18 protein-coding genes are annotated in these 21909 nt (G+C 64.5%); 12 read left to right on the plus strand and 6 right to left on the minus strand.

Annotated features, from left to right (window positions below):
- Positions 1-20 precede the first annotated feature (20 nt).
- On the minus strand, positions 21-482 hold the full coding sequence (locus LL253_RS11455; RefSeq protein ID WP_009823535.1) for an Lrp/AsnC family transcriptional regulator: 462 nt from the start codon (positions 480-482) through the stop codon (positions 21-23).
- Between the two features lie 129 nt (positions 483-611).
- Between LL253_RS11455 and LL253_RS11460 the strand changes: the two genes are divergently transcribed.
- Both LL253_RS11460 and LL253_RS11465 read left to right on the plus strand, forming a co-directional pair.
- The gene (locus tag LL253_RS11460; RefSeq protein ID WP_228227289.1) at positions 612-1664 is read left to right on the plus strand and encodes a Leu/Phe/Val dehydrogenase; all 1053 of its coding nucleotides are present in this window, start codon (positions 612-614) and stop codon (positions 1662-1664) included.
- A gap of 251 nt (positions 1665-1915) precedes the next feature.
- Positions 1916-2158, plus strand: coding sequence for a hypothetical protein (locus tag LL253_RS11465; protein WP_228227224.1), 243 nt, complete (start codon positions 1916-1918; stop codon positions 2156-2158).
- 59 nt (positions 2159-2217) lie between these two features.
- Here LL253_RS11465 and LL253_RS11470 read toward each other — a convergent pair whose 3' ends face one another.
- A complete protein-coding gene (locus tag LL253_RS11470) occupies positions 2218-2481 on the minus strand; it encodes a hypothetical protein (RefSeq protein ID WP_009823532.1) in 264 nt (87 codons plus the stop codon).
- Positions 2482-2519: 38 nt separating this feature from the next.
- The gene (locus LL253_RS11475) at positions 2520-3191 is read right to left on the minus strand and encodes a DUF4197 domain-containing protein (RefSeq protein WP_228227225.1); all 672 of its coding nucleotides are present in this window, start codon (positions 3189-3191) and stop codon (positions 2520-2522) included.
- Positions 3192-3330: 139 nt separating this feature from the next.
- Here LL253_RS11475 and LL253_RS11480 point away from each other — a divergent pair, with 139 nt between their 5' ends.
- The 5 genes from LL253_RS11480 to LL253_RS11500 all read left to right on the plus strand — a co-directional run bounded on the left by LL253_RS11480 (position 3331) and on the right by LL253_RS11500 (position 7129).
- A complete protein-coding gene (locus LL253_RS11480) occupies positions 3331-4197 on the plus strand; it encodes a 2-dehydro-3-deoxygalactonokinase (protein WP_228227226.1) in 867 nt (288 codons plus the stop codon).
- Positions 4194-4826: a 2-dehydro-3-deoxy-6-phosphogalactonate aldolase gene (locus LL253_RS11485; protein WP_228227227.1), complete on the plus strand. Its 633-nt coding sequence runs from the start codon at positions 4194-4196 to the stop codon at positions 4824-4826. Before LL253_RS11480 ends, LL253_RS11485 begins: the two co-directional genes overlap by 4 nt.
- A gap of 169 nt (positions 4827-4995) precedes the next feature.
- Complete coding sequence (locus LL253_RS11490) at positions 4996-5298, plus strand: ketohydroxyglutarate aldolase (RefSeq protein WP_228227228.1); 303 nt, start codon at positions 4996-4998, stop codon at positions 5296-5298.
- Complete coding sequence (locus LL253_RS11495; protein ID WP_228227229.1) at positions 5295-6806, plus strand: PepSY-associated TM helix domain-containing protein; 1512 nt, start codon at positions 5295-5297, stop codon at positions 6804-6806. The genes LL253_RS11490 and LL253_RS11495 overlap by 4 nt, the downstream gene beginning before the upstream one ends.
- Positions 6803-7129: a DUF3325 family protein gene (locus tag LL253_RS11500; RefSeq protein WP_228227230.1), complete on the plus strand. Its 327-nt coding sequence runs from the start codon at positions 6803-6805 to the stop codon at positions 7127-7129. The genes LL253_RS11495 and LL253_RS11500 overlap by 4 nt, the downstream gene beginning before the upstream one ends.
- A 4-nt stretch (positions 7130-7133) precedes the next feature.
- Here LL253_RS11500 and LL253_RS11505 read toward each other — a convergent pair whose 3' ends face one another.
- Together LL253_RS11505 and LL253_RS11510 are read right to left on the minus strand one after the other, a co-directional pair.
- Complete coding sequence (locus LL253_RS11505; RefSeq protein WP_228221932.1) at positions 7134-8498, minus strand: ATP-binding protein; 1365 nt, start codon at positions 8496-8498, stop codon at positions 7134-7136.
- On the minus strand, positions 8495-9223 hold the full coding sequence (locus LL253_RS11510) for a response regulator (protein ID WP_228221933.1): 729 nt from the start codon (positions 9221-9223) through the stop codon (positions 8495-8497). Before LL253_RS11510 ends, LL253_RS11505 begins: the two co-directional genes overlap by 4 nt.
- 367 nt (positions 9224-9590) lie before the next feature.
- Between LL253_RS11510 and LL253_RS11515 the strand changes: the two genes are divergently transcribed.
- Genes LL253_RS11515 through LL253_RS11525 form a run of 3 tightly spaced genes read left to right on the plus strand, consistent with a single transcriptional unit; the run spans position 9591 to position 15232 of the window.
- Positions 9591-10721: an efflux RND transporter periplasmic adaptor subunit gene (locus LL253_RS11515; protein WP_228227231.1), complete on the plus strand. Its 1131-nt coding sequence runs from the start codon at positions 9591-9593 to the stop codon at positions 10719-10721.
- A 9-nt stretch (positions 10722-10730) separates the two neighbouring features.
- Positions 10731-13871 (plus strand): efflux RND transporter permease subunit, encoded by a 3141-nt coding sequence (locus tag LL253_RS11520; RefSeq protein ID WP_228227232.1) that lies wholly within the window; start codon positions 10731-10733, stop codon positions 13869-13871.
- On the plus strand, positions 13868-15232 hold the full coding sequence (locus LL253_RS11525) for an efflux transporter outer membrane subunit (protein ID WP_228227233.1): 1365 nt from the start codon (positions 13868-13870) through the stop codon (positions 15230-15232). The genes LL253_RS11520 and LL253_RS11525 overlap by 4 nt, the downstream gene beginning before the upstream one ends.
- 610 nt (positions 15233-15842) lie before the next feature.
- On the opposite strand, the gene LL253_RS11530 is transcribed toward LL253_RS11525, so the two are convergent.
- On the minus strand, positions 15843-17336 hold the full coding sequence (locus tag LL253_RS11530; RefSeq protein WP_228227234.1) for an MFS transporter: 1494 nt from the start codon (positions 17334-17336) through the stop codon (positions 15843-15845).
- Between the two features lie 191 nt (positions 17337-17527).
- Here LL253_RS11530 and LL253_RS11535 point away from each other — a divergent pair, with 191 nt between their 5' ends.
- Together LL253_RS11535 and katE are read left to right on the plus strand one after the other, a co-directional pair.
- Positions 17528-19525 (plus strand): glycoside hydrolase family 127 protein, encoded by a 1998-nt coding sequence (locus tag LL253_RS11535; RefSeq protein WP_228227235.1) that lies wholly within the window; start codon positions 17528-17530, stop codon positions 19523-19525.
- A 134-nt stretch (positions 19526-19659) separates the two neighbouring features.
- Positions 19660-21819, plus strand: a complete 2160-nt coding sequence (gene katE / locus LL253_RS11540) for a catalase (protein ID WP_228227236.1) — start codon at positions 19660-19662, stop codon at positions 21817-21819.
- Positions 21820-21909 lie beyond the last annotated feature (90 nt).

Below are 21909 nucleotides of genomic sequence, written 5' to 3' on the forward strand. Positions count from 1 at the left end.
GATTGAAAGAGGGGGCACGGTCAGATCGGCAGTTCGTTGGTGGACTTGATCTCCGACAGGGCGACGGTCGAATGAATTTCCTGAACGCCCGGCAATTTGCTCAACTGTTCGAAGAAGAAGCGTTCATAGGCGTCGATGTCCTGCGTGACGATGCGCAGCATGAAATCCATCGTGCCCATCAACACATAGGCGTCGAGCACTTCGGGAAAGGCACCGATGGTTTTGCTGAATTCGTCCAGATTGGCGCGGCCATGGGCATTGAGCTTCACCTGCGCGAAAATTTGCGCGTTGAGGCCGACCTTGCGCCGGTCGAGCAGCGCAACGCGCTTGCGGATCAGCCCTTCGCGTTCCAGCCGGTCGATCCTGCGCCAGCAGGGCGAAGGCGTCAGCCCCACCCGTTCGGCGATCTGCGCCGTCGTCAGGCTGGCATCGCGTTGCAGTTCGCGAAGAATCTTGCGCTCAAATGGGTCGAGTTCGATCATGTTTTCCGCTCTAGCGGCACATGCGGGATAGATCATCCCGAATAACACCGCGCCAGTCCGATTTCGAGCAAGACTCTTCGCATGTCTGCGTTCATAAGCCGGCCCGCAAATGCCCCAGAGGAGAATATGATGGTCGATCACGCCCCTTCCCCCAGCCAGACGATGCGGACCGTGCCCCTGCGCGACGCGGCCAGCGGCCTTGACGGGGTGATCGCCATTCATTCGACAGCGCTTGGCCCGGGCGCGGGCGGCTGCCGCTTCTGGCGCTATCCCGATATCGAGGCCGCGACGCAGGATGCCTGCCGCCTGGCCAAGGGCATGAGCTACAAGAACGCGATGGCGGAACTGCCGCTGGGCGGGGCGAAGGCGGTGCTGCGCTATCCTGAAGGCGATTTCGATCGCGTTGCCCTGTTCCAGGCCTTTGGCAAGGCCGTTGAGGCGCTTGAGGGGCTCTATGTAACGGCGGAGGACGTCGGCACCAGCGTGGCGGATATGGAGCAGGTGTCGACCATGACGCGCCATGTCGCGGGCCTGCACCCGGCGCAGGACATGGCGGGCGGCGATCCGTCCCCCTGGACGGCGCTCGGCGTGTTCGATTCCATGCGCATGGCCGCGCAATTGGCGCTGAAGGCGGACCTTGATGCGCTCACCGTGGCGGTGCAGGGTGTCGGCAATGTCGGCGCGAGCCTGTGTCGCCAATTGGCCGAGGCCGGCGCCAAACTCGTGATCGCCGACATTGACGCGGAGCGCTGCCGCGCGCTGGCCGACGAACTGGGCGCGCGCATGGTCGATGTGGCGGATATCGCCGCGGTGGAGGCCGACATCTTCGCGCCCTGCGCCCTTGGCGGCGCGCTGACGCAGGACAGCGTTGCAGCGATGAAGGCGCAGCTGGTCTGCGGCGCGGCCAACAACCAGCTTGCGACGCCAGACGTCGCCGACGCCCTGCTGGCGCGCGGCATCGTCTATGCCCCCGACTATGTCGTCAATGCCGGCGGCATCATCAGCGTGTCTGCCGAATATCTGGGCGAGGACGAAGCAAGCGTGCGCACCCGCGTCGCCCGCATCGGCCCGCGCGTCGCTCGCATTCTGGAGCAGGCCGCCCGCGAAGGGCGATCGCCGGCAGTGGTGGCCGATGAAATGGCCGAAGCGGTCATTGCCGGCGCAGCGGAAAAAGCCGCCTGATAAACGGCCCCGGCGCGCGCCCGGTGCAAGGGCGCGCGCCGGGCTTCGTTGTGCCACCATTCACCCGGCTCGCGAACTTTACCAACTCGTGGCAATTAATCCTCGATGATAGGGATTTGCACATGATGGCATGAGCCGTCAGTCTAAAAAATCGTGCAAATCTGAGCTTTTCATGAAACTGGCACACCCCCTGCAATGATGATGGCACGATCCACAAGGGACCGTGACACAGTCAGGGAAGGAACCACATCATGAAGACCATCATTCTCGCCACCGTCGCCGCCGCTTTTGTCGCCACCCCCGCTCTGGCGCAGCCTGAAGGCAATTTTGGCCGCGCCAAGGTCAGCTATGACGAACAGTCCGACACTTATTGCTTCCGCGAAACACCTGCCGGCTCCATGGTGCCGCGCACCGAATGCCGCACCAAGGCGGAATGGGCCGAGGCCGGACTGACGATCAGCCGCAAGTCCAGCATGCAGCTGGCCCAGCGTTGAGCCGACGGAGCAGGCCCGGCGCGGCGGATATGCCGCAAGGCCGGGCCTGTTGGCTAAGTCTAGTTGGTTTCGCGCTTCAACCGCTCGGCCAGAGCCTCGATCTCATCGGGCTCAAGCAGCCAGGTCCGCGTCTTGCGGCCTTCGCGGTGGACGGGCTGGGTCAGCACTATGCGCGCCTGCGCGCGGGCGGCTGGCTTATATAAGCCGAAATGCACCGCGCAATCGCGGATCGTGCCGATCAGCGGCGGCTTGCCGTCCAGGTCGATCATGGTCGCGGGTTGATCCCAGGGGATAGACGCGACGCCGGGAAATTTCTGTTCCATAGCAATGCGTCACCACGGCGCGCGCGCGAAATCAAGGCCTAACCGAGCAGGGCGATCAGCACAGGATCGCCGGTTGCGCGCGGATCGCGGCGGATTTCCGCCTCTTCCTGTCCGATCGCACGGAAAATCGCGTCGCCGATCTGATTGGAGACATTGGTTGCCATCGCAGCATAGTCCCGCCCGCCGCTGGCGGACAGTGCGGCCGAAAGCATTTCGAACATATCCGACCGGAGCGCGCGCGATGCGCCGGGGATCAGCGCGTCGACCACAGCTCCGCGCGTTTCCCGGGCGAGCAGGTCGCTCGCCGCGGTCGGGCCGCCGCGCAGCACCGATACCGCGTCGGCCAGGGTCATCCGCTGCACGGCGTCCATGACGATCGGCGCGGCATTGTCGGCAAGATCGACCGCCACATCATTCAGCGCCATCGCCACCCGGTTGCGGACGGCATTGGTGCGCAGCAAAGCGGACAGAACCGCGCCGCCCTTTCCGCCCCCCAGATCGGGCGGGCTGATGCGCGTCAGTTGGTTATCGTAGAAACCACCCGGTTCGGTCAGCCGCGCAAAGGCGCGCTCGCTCGACAACTGCAACAGGCGACGCACCGCCTGTTCGACGGTGTAGCGGCCCATCGGCGTCGCGCAGGCGGCGAGCGGAAGCAATGCCAGCGCTGCAATGAAGCTGCGCCGGTTGGAACGCATATGGGTCGGCTGCATGATGTGTCTCCCTCAGTACGCCCTGGCGATGAACCTGGCGGCTTTGACGCAGGCTGAACGCATGAACGCCGCATGATGCTTCGCGTTGCGCGCAGGCGGCGCGGTTGCCAAATCCATATGCGCGATATACTCGGACAATATGGGGCAACAGGACTTCATTGCAGTCGATTGGGGAACCACCAACCGGCGCGCCTATCGCATCCGCGAAGGCCAGGTCATTGACAGCATGCAGGACGCACTGGGCGTGACCGCCGTCCCGTCAGGCGGCTTTGAACAGGAAGTGGCGCGATTGCGCGCGTGTCTTGGCGACGCACCGATGCTGCTGGCGGGCATGATCGGGTCCAATCGCGGATGGATGGACGCGGGCTATGTGGCGACGCCCGCCACGCTGGCGCAGATTTCCGCCGCCATGGTCGCGCCGATGGACGGCGTGCACATCGTTCCTGGCGTATCTCACGTCGCGCAAGGACGCGGTGATGTGATGCGGGGCGAAGAAGTGCAGTTGCTGGGCGCGATCTGCGCGAACCTGGCTCCGTCCGACGCCCTGCTGTGCCAGCCGGGCACGCATTGCAAATGGGCGTGGATGACAGATGGTGCGATCGCTCGGTTCGTCACCGCCATGACCGGCGAGATGTTCGCGCTGCTCAAGCAGCATGCGCTGATCGGGCAGGAGATGACGGGCGAAATCAGCGCAGGCGACGCCTTTGCCGACGGCGTGCGCGATGGTGCGCGCGGCGATCTGCTGGCCTCGCTGTTCGGCGTGCGCCCAGCCAGCCTGCTTGGCTTGCGCGCGCGCGCCGACGCCGCCGCCTATGTCAGCGGCCTGCTGATCGGCGCGGACTGCGCCGCTTATGCCACCGGGCAACGGGTGCATCTGCTTGCCGACGCGGCGCTGGGCGCGCTCTATGCCAGCGCGATCTTGCAATTGGGCGGTCAAGCGGTGCGGATCGACAGCCGGGCCGCCTTCATCGCCGGCGCCACCCGCCTTTGGGAGAATCTGACATGAGCCTCGATTTCACGACCGCTTTCGCCCGCTGCCCTCTGGTCGCCATCCTGCGCGGCGTTCGCCCGGACGAGGTTGAACCGATCGGCGACGCGCTGGTGGAGGCGGGCTTCACCTTGATAGAGGTGCCGATGAACTCGCCCGATCCGCTGGTCAGCATCGGGCGGCTGGCGCGTCGGCTGGAAGGCAAGGCGCTGGTGGGCGCGGGGACGGTGCTGACGCCCGATCAGGTGGACGCGGTGCAGCAGGCCGGCGGACGGCTTATCATCTCGCCCAACAGCAACCTGTCGGTGATCGCCCGCAGTGCGGAGGCGGGGCTCATTTCCATGCCCGGCTATTTCACCCCGACTGAAGCCTTCGCGGCGGTGCAGGCCGGAGCGAGCGCGCTCAAACTCTTTCCCGCCGAGGCCGCTACGCCCACCGTCTTGAAGGCGCAGCGCGCCGTGCTGCCCAAGGAACTGCCGGTCCTGGCGGTGGGCGGCATCAATCCCGGCAATATGGGGCCATGGGTCGCTGCTGGTGCGGACGGCTTTGGCCTGGGATCTGCGCTCTACAAGCCGGGCGCGACTGCCGCGCAGGTGGGCGAGGCAGCACAGGCGTTCATGCAGGGCTGGAAGGCCGCGACGGACTGACATGCACGCCCGAAACCCTTGCCACATCTGCTAATGCGATTGACTCGCATGTTGTGATTTCCTATCGAGCGATCACGCAATTTGCTCGAAGGATCATCATGCATCGTTTCTCTGGCCATCTTCAGGGTCATCCGCGCCCGCTGACGGCGCTGGGCGGAAGCGAGCGCCAATGACAACGGGCGCGCGGCGGTCAATAGGGTGGCGCGATCGCGGCAATGTCGCACTGCGCGTGCTGGCCGGGACTTTGGGGGCCTATCTGGTGATGGCGCTGACGGCGGCCTTGCTGGCGCGAACCCTGCCCATGAGCCGGGTTGAGGCCGTGACCGTCGCCACGATGATCGCCTATCTCGTGGCCCCTGCCGTCACCATCTGGGCGTTTCTGGCGTCCGGGCCATGGCGCGCGCTGGGGGGCGTCGCGGGTGTCGCGGGATTGCTGGCGATCGGTGCGTGGGCCGCGGGGCAACCGGCATGAGGGGATCGGCGCCTGCTGCCCTGCGCGATGGCGCGCGCCAATGCATGACCTGGCTGCACGGTTGGACCGGGCTGCTGCTGGGCCATGTGCTGTTCCTCATGTGCCTCACGGGCACGTTGACCGTGTTCAAGGCCGAGATTGGCCGCTGGATGCGGCCCGAAACGACCGCTATCGCCGCGCCAGCGGACGCGATCGTCGCGGCGACCCGCTGGCTCGATGAGAATACGCATGGTTCGGCCGGCTGGTATCTGACCGCCCCCGACGCCCACCAAAATGCGGTGCAGGCGACCTATGACAGCGACGGCGCCTATGTGACCCGCGCGCTCGATCCCGTCAGCGGGGCGCCAGTCGCGCGTGAAACGCTGGGCGGCGAATTTTTCTACCGGCTCCATTTCGAATTGGAGCTGCCCTACCCGTGGGGGCGGCTGCTTGCCTCGCTCGCGGCCATGATGATGCTGGTCGCGCTGGTGACGGGCATCATCGCACACAAACGCATTTTCAAGGATATCTTCACCTTCCGCCCGGCCAAGGGCCAGCGCAGTTGGCTGGACGGGCATAATGCGCTCGGCGTTCTTGCCCTGCCCTTTCACATCATGATCACCTTCACCGGATTGGTGACGCTGGCATCGGTCAACCTGCCCTGGGGAATCGCGGCGGGCTATGGCGCGGACGTCACAACCATGTACAGCGACCTTGCGCCCGGCTCCGTCACCCGCGCGGCCACCGGTGAAAAGGCGCCGCTCGCGCCGATCGCGCCGATGCTGGCGACCGCGCAGCGCCAGTTTGGTGGCGCGCCGATCGGCCGAGTCTATGTCTTCAACCCCGGCGACACGGGGGCGGTGGTGGTCGTTTATCCATCGGAGGCACAGTCCATCGGCTACATGTCTGGTGAGGTCAGTTTCGACGGCGCGACCGGCCAGATGCTCAAGGCCTGGACCGAACAGCGCGCAGGCGTGCGCGCCTATCAGACCGTCTATGGCCTGCACATGGCGCGCTTCGCGCCCGACGTGACGCGCTGGCTTTATTTTCTGGGCGGCGCGATGCTGACCATGGCGATCGCAACCGGCATGGTCCTTTGGACGGTCAAGCGCCGTGAACGCGCGCCTTTGTCGATTGGCAATCATATGCTGGAACGGCTCAACGTCGGCGTGCTGACCGGCGTGCCGATTGGAGCGGTGGCATTCCTGATCGCCAACCGGCTCTTGCCGCTCGACATGGCCGCGCGCGCGCAGGCCGAGGTTTCGGCCGCGCTCTGGACCGCCGGGGCCGTGGTGCTCGCCGGACTCTTGCTGCGGCCCACGATCGGCTGGCCGCTATTGCTCGGCCTGCTGGCGCTCGCCTGCGCCTGCGCGGCCTTGCTGGGTCCGGTCTGGACGATCGAGCCGGGCATGCTGACGATCAACCTGATGCTGCTGGGCGTAGCGGGCGCGCTGCTGCCGGTGATCCTGCGCCAGGCCCGGCGGCGCGACCGGACAACACCCGTTCGTCACCGGGCCGTGCCGGCATGATCGCGGCGGCCGGCCTTCTCTATCTCGGCCTGTTCTTGCTCGCCAGCAGCATGAGCCGGCATCAACGCGCGCTGGCTGGTCCCTGGCATCAGCCCGCAATGACTCCGCTGCTTGCTCCTGTCGGTTGGCTGCTGATCCTCGCTTCATCGATGGCGATGCTGCCCCACTGGCAAGGCGGCATCGGGCTGGTCAGCTGGCTCGGTCTGCTGCCCCTGGTGGGCGGATTGCTGCTTCTGGGCCTCAGCTACCGGCCACACTGGCTGAAGCAGGGGGCTGCCGGCGCGATCGCGCTCGTCATCCTTGGCGTCGCTAGCGGCGCCTGACGCCTTATCCCTTCATATCGATGGTCGCGACAACGCCGCCTTCGGGCGCGTTGCGCAACCGCACCGAAGCCTCGAAACTCATCGCCAGCGACCGCGCGATGGTAAGGCCGATGCCCGTGCCATGCCGCCCGCCGGGCTGGCTGCTCGGCCCGCGCGTAAAGGGTTCGAACATCTGGTCGATCTGATCAGCCGGGATGCCGGGCCCATGATCGCGCACATCGATCATCAATCGTCCGCCCGACCGCGTGCAACTAATGTCGGCGCCACCGCCATATTTGACGCCATTGTCCACCAGATTGGCGATACAGCGGGTCAGTGCATTGGGCTTCACCCGCACGGTCCCGCCACACCCGCTGACGAAGCGCACCGGCGCGCCAAGATCCTCTGCATCCTCGGCCATGCTGGCGAGCAGCGAGTCGATGTCGATCACTGACCATTCCTCCCGCGACTCGGTGCTGCTCGCAAGGTCGAGGCCCTCGCGCACCAAGGTCTGCATCGCCTGATGATCGGCCAGCAGTCGTTCGCGAAGATCGGCATTGTCGACCAGTTCGAGCCGTAAGCGCATGCGGGTGAGCGGCGTCTGGAGATCGTGACTGATCGCCGCCAGCAATTGCGTGCGCTCGGCGAAGCCCGCCCTCGCCCGGCGCTGCATCAGGTTGAAGGTCGACAAGGCGGCGCGCACCTCTTCGGGACCACGCTCGGGAATCTCCTCCGGGTCGAGCGACAGCGAAAATGCCTCCGCCGCGCGCTCCAGCCGCCGCAAGGGCTTGGCCACCGATCGCGCGACCAGGATCGCCAGTCCCGCCGACGCCGCAACGATGACCAGCAGATAGGCCGGGTTGAAGATCGTGCTTGGCGGCTTGATCAGACGGGGGAAACTCAGGGCCATGGCGCGGCGCGCGCCGCGCACGTCGGTGAAGCGCACGATCCAGCAATCCGGGCGCGGCGCGTCGATCACGCCGGCCGCGCGTTCCCTGTTCCCGCTGGGAAAGCACAGGCCGGCCGGCACCTGCCCCGCTTCGGGCTGCGAGCGCCTCCCGAGCCGTTCGGTCAGGATCGATTCGAGTTCGGCATCGGTGTCGCTGAGCGCCACGCCGGCGGGCGCCATCGCCGCGCCGACGATGCGATGGTTGGCCATCATCGCCTCGACGCGGGCAGGATCGCGTTGCAGCCGATCGGCGATGTCGACCGCGCTTGCCACCACGCGCGCGCGGCGCACCCGTTCGAAATCATGATGCCGCGCCTGTTCCGCCACCAGCAGGGCGATGATCGCGGCCACCGACATGCCCAGCGTCAGGATGAGGAAAATCTGCCCTGCCATCGTCCCGAAAAAGGCGCGGATCCGCTGCACAGGCCGCATGCCCGTCATAGCTGCTCCACCCCGCTGGCGAGGACATAGCCCTCGCCCCGGACCGTCAGGATCAGCTCGTCCCCACCCGGCACCGTCGCCAGCTTCTGGCGCAAACGGCTGACCTGCAAGTCGATCGACCGATCGAAGGCAGCGGTCGCACGCCGTTCGGGCACCAAAGTCTCGCGCGACAGAACGACATTGGGTTCTTCGATGAAGCGCGACAGAAGGCGAAATTCGGCGGATGACAGCATCACCAGGCTATCGTCGGGCGCGACCAGCCGTCGCTGTTGCAGGTCCAGTCGCCAGGGGCCGAAGCGGGCGAAGCGCGCCGCCGCCGGCCGCGCGGCGGGATCGCTGCGTCCGCGCCGCAAGAGGTTGCGGATGCGCACCAGCAATTCGCGCGGTTCGAACGGCTTGGTCAGATAATCGTCCGCCCCCAGTTCCAGTCCCAGCACTCGGTCGATGGCGCTGCCGCGGGCCGTCACCATGATGATCTGCACATCGGCGCCTTCGGCGCGCAATTCCCGGCACAGCATCAGTCCATCGCCATCGGGCAGGTTGAGGTCGAGGACGATGAGGTCCACCGCCTCCTCCTTCAACGTGCGGCGCAGCTCGGCCAGGCTGGCCGCAGCGAGAAGGCGGTAATTTTCCTGATGCAACTGACCGATGATGAGGTCGCGAATATCCGCATCGTCGTCGACCACCAGCACGGTCGCCTGTCGGGCAGGGGAGGAATCCAGCATGCCTCTTCCTACCGCCTCGTCCACCGAAAGTCTGCGCCTCTTCGCGCGCGATACAGGCTGATACAAAGGGATACCAAGGCGCACGGCGGCGCAACAGTTGGAGCGGAAGCGAAAACAACTCGCACTATGACGTGACGGGCAAACTCTCGATGAGGATGGGGTCGGCTGACCCCCTGTGGCCGACGCAAAGCGGAGCTCCTGCGATGACCCCTCGCCGCTGACGCGGCTGGAAAACCCGAACGAGCAGGCCTGATCGGCTTGGCGCACGACCCCTCCCCCTCCCCTGTGCGCCCGATCATCCCCCTGTGTCTGACCGGCGGCATCGCAGGAGCCCGTAACGCCGATGCCAAGGAACGATCGCCGATCCATGCCGACCTCCGCACGATCCCACGGCCTTCGGGTCGCACCGATTGCCCTAATGATGATGCTGGCCGCATGCAGTCAGGAAAAGGCCCCGAAAAAGGGACCGGTGGAGGTCGGCGTGGTCACGCTGGCGGCGCGCAATGTCACGGTGGACAGCGAATTGCCCGGCCGGACGGTATCGACCTTGATGTCGGAGGTCCGGCCGCAAGTGTCTGGCATCATCCAGAAGCGCCTGTTTACAGAAGGCGCACTGGTAAGTGCCGGCCAGCCGCTTTACCGGATCGACCAGCGCCTTTATCGCGCATCGCGCGACGAGGCGCTTGCCACGCTGGCAAGCGCGCAGGCCACCGCCGCCGCCGCGCAGGCCAAGGCGCAGCGCTATCGCAGCCTGGGCGACACCGAAGCGGTGAGCGCGCAGGACCGGGATGACGTGATCGCCACGGCACGGCAGGCGCAGGCCGCCGTGCAGCAGGCCCGCGCAACCCTTCAGACGAGCAACGTGAACCTGGAATTCACGCTGGTCCGCGCGCCGATCAGCGGGCGTATCGGCCGCACCCTCTTCACGCCTGGCGCACTGGTGACAGCCAGCCAGGCCGACCCGCTGACCACGATCCAGCAACTTGATCCCATTTATGTCGATGTGACACAATCGAGCGCGCAACTGCTGGCGCTCCGCCGGTCGCTGGCATCAGGCAAGACCCTGCCCGCCAGCGCGACCATCCGGCTGAAGCTGGACGATGGCAGCGACTATCCGCTGGAAGGCCGCATCGAATTCGCCGAACCGATCGTCGATCCCGACAGCGGCACAGTCACGCTGCGCGCGCGCTTCCCCAATCCCGACGGCCTGCTGCTGCCCGGCATGTTCGTCCGCGTGGTCGCGCCGCAGTCGGTCGTCCCCAACGCCATATTGGCGCCGCAGCAGGGGATCACCCGCGATGCCAAAGGCAATGCCACCGCCCTTGTGGTCGGCAGCGGCAACAAGGTCGAGCGCCGTACAGTAACCGCCGCGCAGGCGATCGGCGACACATGGCTGATTACCGCCGGGTTGAAGGCCGGCGACCGGTTGATCGTCGAAGGCACAGACAAGGTTCAGCCCGACGCCGCAGTGAAGCCCGTGCCGGTCGGCGCGAAATAGGGGCCGATCATGCTCAGCCGCTATTTCATAGACCGTCCCATCTTTGCCTGGGTCATCGCCATCGGCATCATGCTGGCGGGCCTGGGCGCGATGCTGTCGCTGCCGATCGCGCAATATCCCGACATCGCGCCGCCGGGCGTCGGCATCAGCGCAACCTATCCGGGTGCCAACGCCGAAACCGTGGAAACCAGCGTCACGCAGGTCATCGAGCAGCAGCTGACCGGCATTGACGGCCTTATGTATTTCTCGTCCTCCTCCACCAATAACGGGCAGGCGCGGATCACCGTCACCTTCCAAAAGGGCACCGACCCGGACACCGCGCAGGTGCAGGTGCAGAACAAGGTGCAGCAGGCGCTCAGCCGCCTGCCCAATGCGGTGCAGCAACAGGGGCTGACCGTCACCAAGCAGCAGACCGATTTCCTGCTGGTCGTGGGCCTGTATGACGAAACGGACACGGTCACACAGGCCGATGTTGCAGACTATCTGGTCAATAACTTCCAAGACCCGATTGCGCGGATCGACGGCATCGGCGCGACCCAGGTGTTCGGATCGCAATATGCGATGCGTATCTGGCTTGACCCGTTCAAGCTGGCGACCGTCAAGCTGATGCCATCGGACGTGCAGAGTGCGATCCAGTCGCAGAATGTCGAGGTTTCGGCGGGACAGATCGGTGCCGATCCCGCGCCCGATGGGCAGCAGCTCAACGCCACGGTCCGCGCCCGATCGCGCCTGCAAACGCCCGAACAGTTCCGCAATATCATCGTTAAGACGCAATCGGACGGGTCGGTCGTCCATCTGTCCGACATTGCGCGGGTGGAACTGGGCAATGAAAGCTATACCACCTCGGCGCGACTGAACGGTCATCCCGCGTCCGGCATGGCCTTGCAGCTGGCGCCGGGCGCGGATGCGCTCAAGACCGCTGAACTGGTGAAGGCCAAGGTCGCCGACCTGTCCGCCAACCTGCCCCATGGCTACAGGGTCGTCTATCCCCGCGACACCACCCCGTTCATCCAGCTGTCGGTCGATGAAGTCATCCACACGCTGATCGAGGCGGTGGTGCTGGTCGTCATCGTGATGTTCCTGTTCCTGCAAAGCTGGCGCGCGACGCTGGTCCCCGCCATCGCCGTGCCGGTCGTATTGCTTGGTACCTTCGGCATTCTCGCCCTGTTCGGCTATTCCATCAATACGCTGACCCTGTTCGGCATGGTGCTCTCGATCGGCCTGCTGGTCGATGACGCCATCGTGGTGGTGGAAAATGTCGAACGATTGATGGAGGAGGAAGGGCTTTCGCCGCGCGACGCAACGATCAAGTCGATGGGCGAAATCGGCGGCGCACTGGTCGGCATCGCGCTGGTCCTGTCCGCCGTCTTGTTGCCCATGGCCTTTTTCGGCGGGTCGACCGGCGTCATCTATCGGCAGTTTTCCATCACCATCGTGTCGTCAATGCTACTGTCGGTGCTGGTCGCGCTGATCCTGTCGCCAGCGCTGTGCGCGACCTTGCTCAAGGCGTCGGCGCATGACCAGCGGCAGCGCGGCTGGGCTGGCAAGTTCAACCGCTGGTTCGATCGCCTGACGCGGGGCTATGTCCACCGCACCGAGCAGATACTGGGCAAGCGCATCCTGTTCTGGGGCGCCTATGTGGTGATCCTTGCGGTCCTGGCGCTGCTGTTCACGCGACTGCCCACCAGCTTCCTGCCAGTCGAGGACCAGGGGCAGGTCATGGCGCAGGTGTCGCTCCCGGCCGGTGCGAAGTCCAGCCGCACGGCGGTGGCGGCCGAACAATTGCGGCAATATTTCATGAATGATGAAAAGGACAATGTCGCCTTCGCCTTCATCCTCACCGGCTTTAGTTTCCAGGGCCAGGGCGAAAATGTCGCGCAAGGTTTCATCAATCTGGCCCCCTGGGACGAACGCAAGGGCAGCGCAAATTCCGCCGGCGCCATTGCCGAACGCGCCAACAAACAGCTTAGCGCGATCCGGGATGCCAAAGTGCTGGCAATGACGCCGCCCGCGATCCGGGGCCTCGGCCAATCCAACGGCTTCACCTTCGAGCTATTAAACAGCGGTGGATTAAGCAGGGACCGGTTCCTGGCGCTGCGCAACCAGTTGATCGCCGCCGCAGCGAACGACCCGATCCTATCGGGCGTGCGTGCCGCGACGCTGGAGGATACGCCGCAGCTTCAGGTCGATATTGACTCCGAAAAGCTGGCGGTTCTGGGCCTCACCCAGTCCAGCGTCGACAATGTGCTCTCATCCGCCTGGGGCAGCACTTACATCAACGACTTTGTCGATCGCGGGCGGGTGAAGCGCGTCTATATGCAGGCCGACGCGCCCTATCGCGCATTGCCTGACGATCTCGACAAGTGGATGGTGCGTCAGAGCGCGACCGGGCAGATGGTGCCCTTTTCCGCCTTCGCCACCACCCATTGGGTGATGGGCCCGACGTCCGTTTCGCGCTTCAACGGCCTCCCTTCCTTCGAAATACAAGGTCAGGCCGCGCAAGGCGCCAGCTCGGGCGAAGCGATGGACCGGATCGTCGAATTGCAAAAGCAATTGCCCGCCGGCACCAGCTACGCCTGGAGCGGCCTGTCCTATCAGGAACAGCTGTCAGGCGGGCAGGCGCCTTTGCTCTATGGCCTCTCGGTCCTCGTCGTCTTCCTCTGCCTTGCCGCCTTGTATGAAAGCTGGTCGATCCCGCTCGCGGTGCTGCTCGTCATCCCGCTGGGCCTGGTCGGCGCGATCATCGCGGTCTGGGCGCGGGGCCTGGAAAACAACATCTTCTTTCAGGTCGGCCTGCTCACCACCATGGGCCTTGCCGCCAAGAATGCGATCCTGATCGTCGAATTTGCCGAGCTTGCGCATCATCAGGGCAAAAATGCCTGGGACGCGGCGCTGGAGGCCGCGCGCTTGCGCTTCCGCCCGATCCTGATGACCAGTCTGGCCTTCATCGCGGGCGTGGTGCCGCTGGCGATCGCAACCGGTGCGGGCGCGCAAAGCCGCGTCGCCATCGGCACGGCGGTGATCGGCGGCATGACGACCGCGACGCTGCTGGCGATCTTCCTCGTGCCGCTCTTCTTCGTGACGATCCTGCGCCTGTTCGGCAAGGACAAGCCCGCCGGCCCCGCCGCCAATATGGAGGCCATGGCATGACCCGTGTGCTGATCGGCATCAGCGCGCTGATGCTCGCGGGATGTTCGATGACGCCCGCTTATGAGCGACCGGCCGCGCCCGTGCCCGCCACATTGCCGCAGGGCGAAGCCTATGCCCCGCGGCCCGCCGGCGCGCAGGCAGGCCTTGCCTGGACGCAGCTGGTGCAGGACGCCCGCTTGCGAACCATCATCGACCGGGCGCTCGCCAATAACCGCGATCTGCGCGCGGCCATCGCCAATGTGCAGTCCGCCCGCGCGCAATATCGGGTCCAGCGCGCAGCACGGCTGCCGACGATCACCGCGGATGCCGGGGCAAGCATCAACCACCGCAACGACGCGCGCCTGGACAATTACAGCGCCGATATCGGCTTCAGCGCGTTCGAGATCGACCTGTTCGGCCGGGTGCGCAGCCTGACGCAGGCCGCGCTGGAATCCTATCTGGCGACGGAGGAGGGCGCGCGCGCGACGCGCATCGCGATGATCGCGGAAACCGCCAGCGCCTATGCCACGCTGGCGGCGGATCAGGATTTGCTGGCGCTGGCGCGGCAAACGCAGGCCAGCGCGCAGCGGACGCTCGACCTCACCCGAACGCTTAATGCGGCCGGTTTGGCCGGAAAGCTGGACGTACATCAGGCCGAAACCATCGTCGAGCAGGCCGCGTCCGACGTCGCGGCGACCGTGACCCAGGTGGCGCAGGATCGCAACGCGCTGGACCTGCTGGCTGGCGCACCGGTCGAGGACGCGCTGCTGCCCCAGTCGCTCGACAGCCTGATCTCCGGCATCGCGCGCGTACCCGCCGGCCTGTCGTCGGACATATTGCTCCAGCGGCCCGACGTGCTGCAAGCCGAGCATCAACTCAAGGCCGCCAATGCCGATGTTGGTGCGGCCCGTGCGGCGATGTTCCCGACGATCAGCCTGACGTCGGCCATTGGTGTAGCGAGTACGGCCCTGTCATCGCTGTTCGGCAGCGACGCATTCGGCTGGTCCGCCAGCCCGTCGGCGAGCCTGCCGATTTTCGGCGGCCCCAACCGCGGCAATCTGGACTATAGCAAAGCGCAGCGCGACCTGTATCTCGCGCAATATGAAAAGGCGATCCAGACGGCATTTCAGGAAGTGGCGGACGGATTGGCGCGGGCCGGAACGATCGACGCGCAGCAGGTGGCGCAACGGCGGCTCGTGATCGCCAGCAGCAGGGCCTACGACCTTGCCGAACAACGCTATCGCGCCGGCATCGACACCTTCCTGACCGCGCTCAACAGCCAGCGATCCCTCTACAATGCGCAGCAATCGGCGATCGCCACAGATTTGGCGCTCGTCAACAATCGCGTCCTGCTCTACCGCGTCATCGGCGCCGATCAGTGAGAGGCCCCCGTTTGTAGGTCGGCCAGACATGCGCGAGCGCGGGGCCGCGCCCACTTGGCCGTCCGCTGGCCACGGAAATATTTTCCAGCAGACTGTCGATATGATCGCTGTCCACACATGACTCGCATGCCAGCCCAAGGCGAAGACCCACGCATATCCGTACCGGATCGTATCATTTGCGTCGCGCAGCGCTCCGCCGCTTTTCATGAGGGCAGCTTATGATATGATCGGTGCCAAAGAAAATGGTGGAGAGGATCATGCTTCGGATAGCAGGATTTATGGACTGGCTCTGCGCGCTGTTCGCGTCCGGCGCGCAGGACGCCATGCGGCTCAATCAGCTTATTTGTCCCTTCTCGCGTCACGCCGGGAAATCAGATGGACCACCCCCGCGCTGACTGCCGTAGCGAGTAGGTAAATTCTTGAAAAAAAAGGGCCGATCCGAAGATCAGCCCATGAAAGTTTTAGGAGAGGATGCCTGAAAGGCAGGATCGTTTTCATACAAAATCGATTTTGCTGCAAGTGCGAATGGCTTTGTTACGGTTGCAAAATCTGCAATCGTGGCGGAATGAAACCCTTTCCGTAACGGAAATTGCCGCTCTTCTGGGTGATATTAAATGATCCGCGCCTTCCCCATAGGTGCGACTCGCAGCGATGCTCCGGCTGCGATCAGGAGCGTCAAGGCCGCGAACGCCATTGTCCAGATCGGTGCGCCGGGGAAGAACGCCTTCATGATCGAGCCCATGACCGTAGCGACCAGCAATTGCGGCAATACGACGAAGATATTGAACAGGCCCATGTAAATGCCGATCTTGGACGGCGGCAGGCTGGACGCCAACATGGCATAGGGCATGGCGAGGATGGAGGCCCAGGCGACGCCGATGCCCACTTCGCTCAGCAACAGCCAACGGGGATCGCGTACGATCAGAAAGCTCGCAAATCCGGCAGCCCCGACGGTCAGGCACAGCGCGTGGGTCTTCGCCTGGCCGATCCGCCGGGCGACCCACGGCAGCAGCGTCAGCGCCGCCACCGCCGCCACGCCGTTATAGACGGAAAACAAGACACCCACCCAGTTACCGCCCGCCTGATAGGCCGCGCTCGCCGGATCGGCCGACCCGAACATATATTGCGCAACGACCGGGGTGGTATGGATCCACATGATGAACAGCGCGGACCAGCTGAAAAACTGGATCACCGCCAGCCGTCGCATGATCGGCGGCATGGCGGCGACATCGCCCACGATATGCGCCAGCATCGTGTCGGCGCGACCGGCACGCGCCAACGCAATCGCGCCCATGCTTGCAAGGCCATAGCCCGCCAATAGCGCGGCGAGAAGATAGACTTCCTTTTCCATGTTCCAGGCATTGACCAACCCCGCAACCAAAAGGCCCGCAGCAATCCAGCCCCAGCATGGCGTCATCCGGCGACCGGCAAGGTCGGGCCCGACCGGCGCGTCGCCCCCGCCGTCAAAGCCGCGCAATTGTTCGGGCGCATATTCGCGCGTCGTCAGCACGGTCCAGAGGACCGCGCCAAAGAGCGCCGCGCCACCCACCCAGAAACTGTAGCGCACCGTATCGGGCACGGCGCCCGCCGCCGCGACATTGGAGACGCCCAGATGGTCGAGCGCATAGGGAAAAAGCGACCCCACTACCGCGCCCGCGCCGATGAACGCGGTCTGCACCGCATAGCCCGCCACATGCTGATCCTTGCCTAGCATGTCGCCGACAAAGGCGCGGAACGGCTCCATCGAGATATTGAGGCTGGCGTCCAGCATCCACAGCAGCAGCGCTGCCATCAACAGACCCTGGCTTTGCGGCATCGCCAGCAGCGCGACCGCAGCCAGGATTGCGCCGGCCATAAAATAGGGCCGCCGCCGCCCCAGTCGCCCGAGCCATGTGCGGTCCGACAAATGCCCGATCACCGGCTGCACCAGCAGGCCGGTCAAAGGCGCGGCGACCCAAAGCGCGGACAGATCGTCGATGCTGGAGCCCAGCGACTGGAAGACGCGGCTCATATTGGCATTTTGCAGCGCAAAGCCGATCTGGATGCCGAAAAATCCGAAGCTGATATTCCACAGCCCGGCAAAGCCCTGACGCGGCTTGTCCATGCCTTCCCCTTCCCGTCCCGCCGCGGCCGGCCTTGCGCCGCCTGCGCCTGCCCCCAGCGCTGACATGGGCGCGCAGGCGAGGCAAGGGCGCATACGAATACATGCGACCCTCGCCTTGTCGCTTCCGCGCTCCCGAAATCGGCTGACAGTCACCTTGTATTTTGTATGAGTAATAAGCTATTGTCTCGGAAATGGCGCGGTCAGGCGCCGGCAACAGGAGAGAAGCCGTGCCCAAGACCCCATCCTGTACTGGCCCTTCGCGGCGCGATCTGTTGGGCAGCGCGGGCGCGGCGACCGTCATGGCCAGCGCCGCGACGATGCTTTCTCCAGCGCCGACTTTCGCGCAGGCCGCGCCTTCCGCCCCGGTACGACCGGCTCCCCTCAAACCGTTCGACATGGCCGACGTCACCCTGGACGATGGACCGTTCCTGCATGCCCAACGCATGACGGAGGCCTATCTGCTGCGGCTTCAGCCCGACCGCATGCTGCATAATTTTCGGGTCAACGCCGGCTTGAAGCCCAAGGCGCCGGTCTATGGCGGATGGGAATCGGAACCGACCTGGGCAGAGATCAACTGCCATGGGCATACGCTGGGCCATTATCTGTCCGCCTGCGCGCTGGCCTACCGATCGACGCGGGACCGCCGCTTCAAACAGCGCCTGGACTATATCGCGAGCGAACTGGCCGCGTGCCAAGAAGCCGCGCATTCGGGCCTTGTCTGCGCCTTTCCCGATGGACCTGCCCTGGTCGCGGCGCATATCAATGGCGAACCGATTACTGGCGTCCCCTGGTACACGCTGCACAAAATCTATGCCGGATTGCGCGACGCGGCGCTCCTTGCCGACAGCAAGGAGGCGCGCGATGTCCTCTTGCGCCTCGCCGACTGGGGTGTCGTTGCGACACGCCCGCTGAGCGACGCGCAGTTCGAAGCGATGCTGGCGACCGAACATGGCGGCATGAACGAAATCTACGCTGACTTGTACGCCATGACCGGGAAAGAGGAGTATCGCACGCTCGCCCGGCGCTTTTCGCACAAGGCGGTGATGGAACCGCTGGTTGCGGGCAAGGACTTGCTGGATGGCATGCACGCCAATACGCAAGTGCCCAAGATCGTGGGATTTCAGCGCGTCTATGAAGAAACCGGCGACGATCGCTATGCGAAGGCGGCGGATTTCTTCTTTCGCACGGTCGCGCACACCCGGTCCTTCGCCACGGGGGGGCATGGCGACGATGAACATTTCTTCGCCATGGCCGACTTTGAAAGCCATGTCTTTTCGGCCAAAGGTTCGGAAACCTGCTGCCAGCATAATATGCTCAAACTGGCGCGACTGCTGTTCATGCAGGACCCGCAGGCCGACTATGCCGATTATTATGAGCGCACCCTTTATAATGGCATTCTCGCCTCGCAGGACCCCGACAGCGGCATGGCCACTTATTTTCAGGGGGCGCGGCCGGGATATATGAAACTCTACCACACGCCTGAGGACAGTTTCTGGTGCTGCACCGGTACGGGTATGGAAAACCACGTCAAATATCGCGATTCCATTTATTTCCATGACGACCGGTCGCTTTATGTCAGCCTGTTCGTGCCCTCCGCCGTCCAGTGGGCTGACAAAGGCGCGCGACTGGAACAGGCAACATCTTTCCCCGACACGCCGTCGACCAGCTTGAAATGGACATTGGGCGCGCCGGTCGAGATCGCGCTGCACCTGCGCCACCCACGCTGGAGCCGTACGGCAACGGTCCGCGTCAACGGTCGGGAGGTGCTGCGATCAACCGCGCCGGGGCGTTTTTTGGAAGTCACGCGGCTGTGGCGGGATGGCGACCGGGTCGAACTGACCCTCGACATGATGCCGGGCGTGGAAAGCGCGCCGGCCGCGCCGGATATCGTCGCCTTCACCTATGGCCCGCTGGTTCTGGCCGGCGCGCTGGGCCGGCAGGGGCTCGACCCGGGCGCCGACATCATCGTCAACGAACGCAAATATGGTGACTATAATGACGAAGCCGTAGCGGTCCCCGTCCTTGCTGGCGATCCCAGGCGACTGGCCGAGCAGGTGAAGCCTGGCGACGGTCCGCTGGAATTCACGATCCCGGCGGAAAATGGCGCGCCGGTGCGCCTGATCCCCTATCACCGCATCGCGCATGAACGCTATGCGACCTATTGGCGAGTGAAGCCTGTCAGGACCTGACCAGTACCTCCAGATCCATCGGGAAGGACAATCTTCCTAATCTCCATCAGTATCGCAACATTTGTCGGAAACATCGGTCATCGCGGGTGGTTCGTGGTCGCAGGGTCATGACGACCAACAGGAGACCGATTTCCATGGCGACGCACACAGGCAGCAATGCATCCCCTACTGGCAAAAAGGGGAAGGATGCCGCGCCCGATCTGTCCGACAGTTTCCAGGAAGAACAGGGTCAGGGCGGCGAAACGCACCAGACCACGCAGGATGGCGGCGCAGTTTTGACAACATCGCAAGGCGTGCCGGTCGCTGACGACCAGAACAGCCTGAAACAGGGTGCGCGCGGCCCGACGCTGCTGGAGGATTTCCACTTCCGCGAGAAAATCTTTCACTTCGACCATGAGCGGATTCCCGAGCGCGTCGTCCATGCCCGCGGCTATGGCGCGCATGGCTATTTCGAACTGACGGAGAGCCTGTCCGACATCACGCGCGCCGACATTTTCCAGCGCGTCGGCGAAAAGACCGAGGCCTTTGTGCGCTTTTCCACCGTCGCGGGGTCCAAGGGGTCGCCCGACGTCGCGCGCGACGTACGCGGTTTTGCCGTCAAGCTCTACACCAAGGAAGGCAATTGGGACATTGTCGGCAACAATATCCCGGTCTTCTTCATTCAGGACGCAATCAAATTTCCTGACCTGATCCACGCCGCCAAGCCCGCGCCCGATCGCGGCTTTCCGCAAGCGCAGACCGCCCATGACAATTTCTGGGACTTCATCAGCCTCAGCCCGGAAAGCATGCACATGGTCATGTGGATCATGTCCGACCGGACGATTCCCCGTTCCTTCCGCATGATGGAGGGCTTTGGCGTCCACACCTTCCGTCTGGTCGATGCCGACGGCCAATCCTCCTATGTCAAATTCCACTGGAAGCCCAAGCTCGGTCTCCAATCGGTGGTCTGGAACGAGGCGGTCAAACTGAACGGCGCCGACCCCGATTTCCACCGCCGCGACCTGTGGGACGCCATCGACGCCGGCGATTTCCCCGAGTGGGAGTTGGGGGTCCAGATTTTCGATCAGGAATTCGCCGACAATTTCGACTTCGACGTGCTCGACGCGACCAAGATCATCCCGGAGGAGCTGGTGCCGGTGCGGATCGTTGGCCGCCTGGTCCTCGACCGGCAGGTGGACAATTTCTTCGCCACGACCGAACAGGTTGCCTTCTGCACGCAGAATATCGTCCCCGGCATCGACTTCACCAACGATCCGCTGCTCCAGGGCCGCAATTTCTCCTATCTCGACACCCAGTTGAAACGCCTGGGTTCTCCCAACTTCACGCATCTGCCGGTTAACGCGCCCCGCTGCCCCTTCGCCCATTTTCAGCAGGACGGGCATATGGCCATGCATAATCCCGCCGGTCGCGCCAATTACGAGCCCAATAGCTGGGGGCCCACGCAGGGCGGCCCGCGTGAAGACCCGGCGCGCGGATTCACCAGCGTTGCAGCAACGCCTGATGGCGACAAGCTGCGCATCCGCCCGGAAAGCTTCGCCGATCATTACAGCCAGGCGCGGCAATTCTACGTCAGCCAGACCCCGATCGAGCAAAAGCATATGGGCGACGCGCTGGTGTTCGAATTGTCAAAGGTGGAACGGCCCGACATCCGATCGCGTATGCTGTCGCATCTCATGCATATCGACGATGGCCTTGCCGGCACGGTCGCCAGCGGGCTTGGCCTGCCCCTGCCCGAAAAGGCCAAGGCTGCGGTCTCGCCCAAGACCGATCTGCCGCCGTCCGACGCGCTCAGCATCGTCAAGAACGGTCCCAAGGCTTTCGCCGGCCGCAAATTGGGTCTGCTGGTGAGCGATGGCGCCGATGCCGCACTGGTGAAGGCGCTGATGGATGCAGTGAAAGCGGCGGACGCCCTGTGCGAAGTGATCGCGCCCAAGATTGGCGGCGCGACGCTGAGCGATGGGGCGCTGCTCCCCGCGCAGCAGAAGATCGATGGCGGGCCGTCGGTCCTTTATGACGCGGTCGCGGTGATCGTATCGGACGAAGGCGCAGCCCTGCTGTCGAAGGACGCGCCATCCAAGGATTTCGTCGCCGACGCCTTTGCCCATTGCAAATTTATGGGCCTGTCGCCTGAAGCCAAGCCGCTGCTGGTCAAGGCCGGAATAGCGGAGGATCTGGACGATGGCTGCCTAGGCCTCAAATCCGCCGATGACGCCAAGGCCTTTGTCGCCGCACTGGGGCCGCTGCGCTTCTGGGACCGGGAAAGCAAGGTCGATCTTGACGCGATGACCGACTGAGCCATTGCGGCAGGCGAAGAACAGGGCGGACCCAAGTCTGCCCTGTATCTGCCTATTGCAGTAATAACACACTCCCCTTTGCATCTTGCG

Source organism: Sphingobium soli (assembly GCF_020782245.1).
Classification (GTDB): domain Bacteria; phylum Pseudomonadota; class Alphaproteobacteria; order Sphingomonadales; family Sphingomonadaceae; genus Sphingobium; species Sphingobium soli.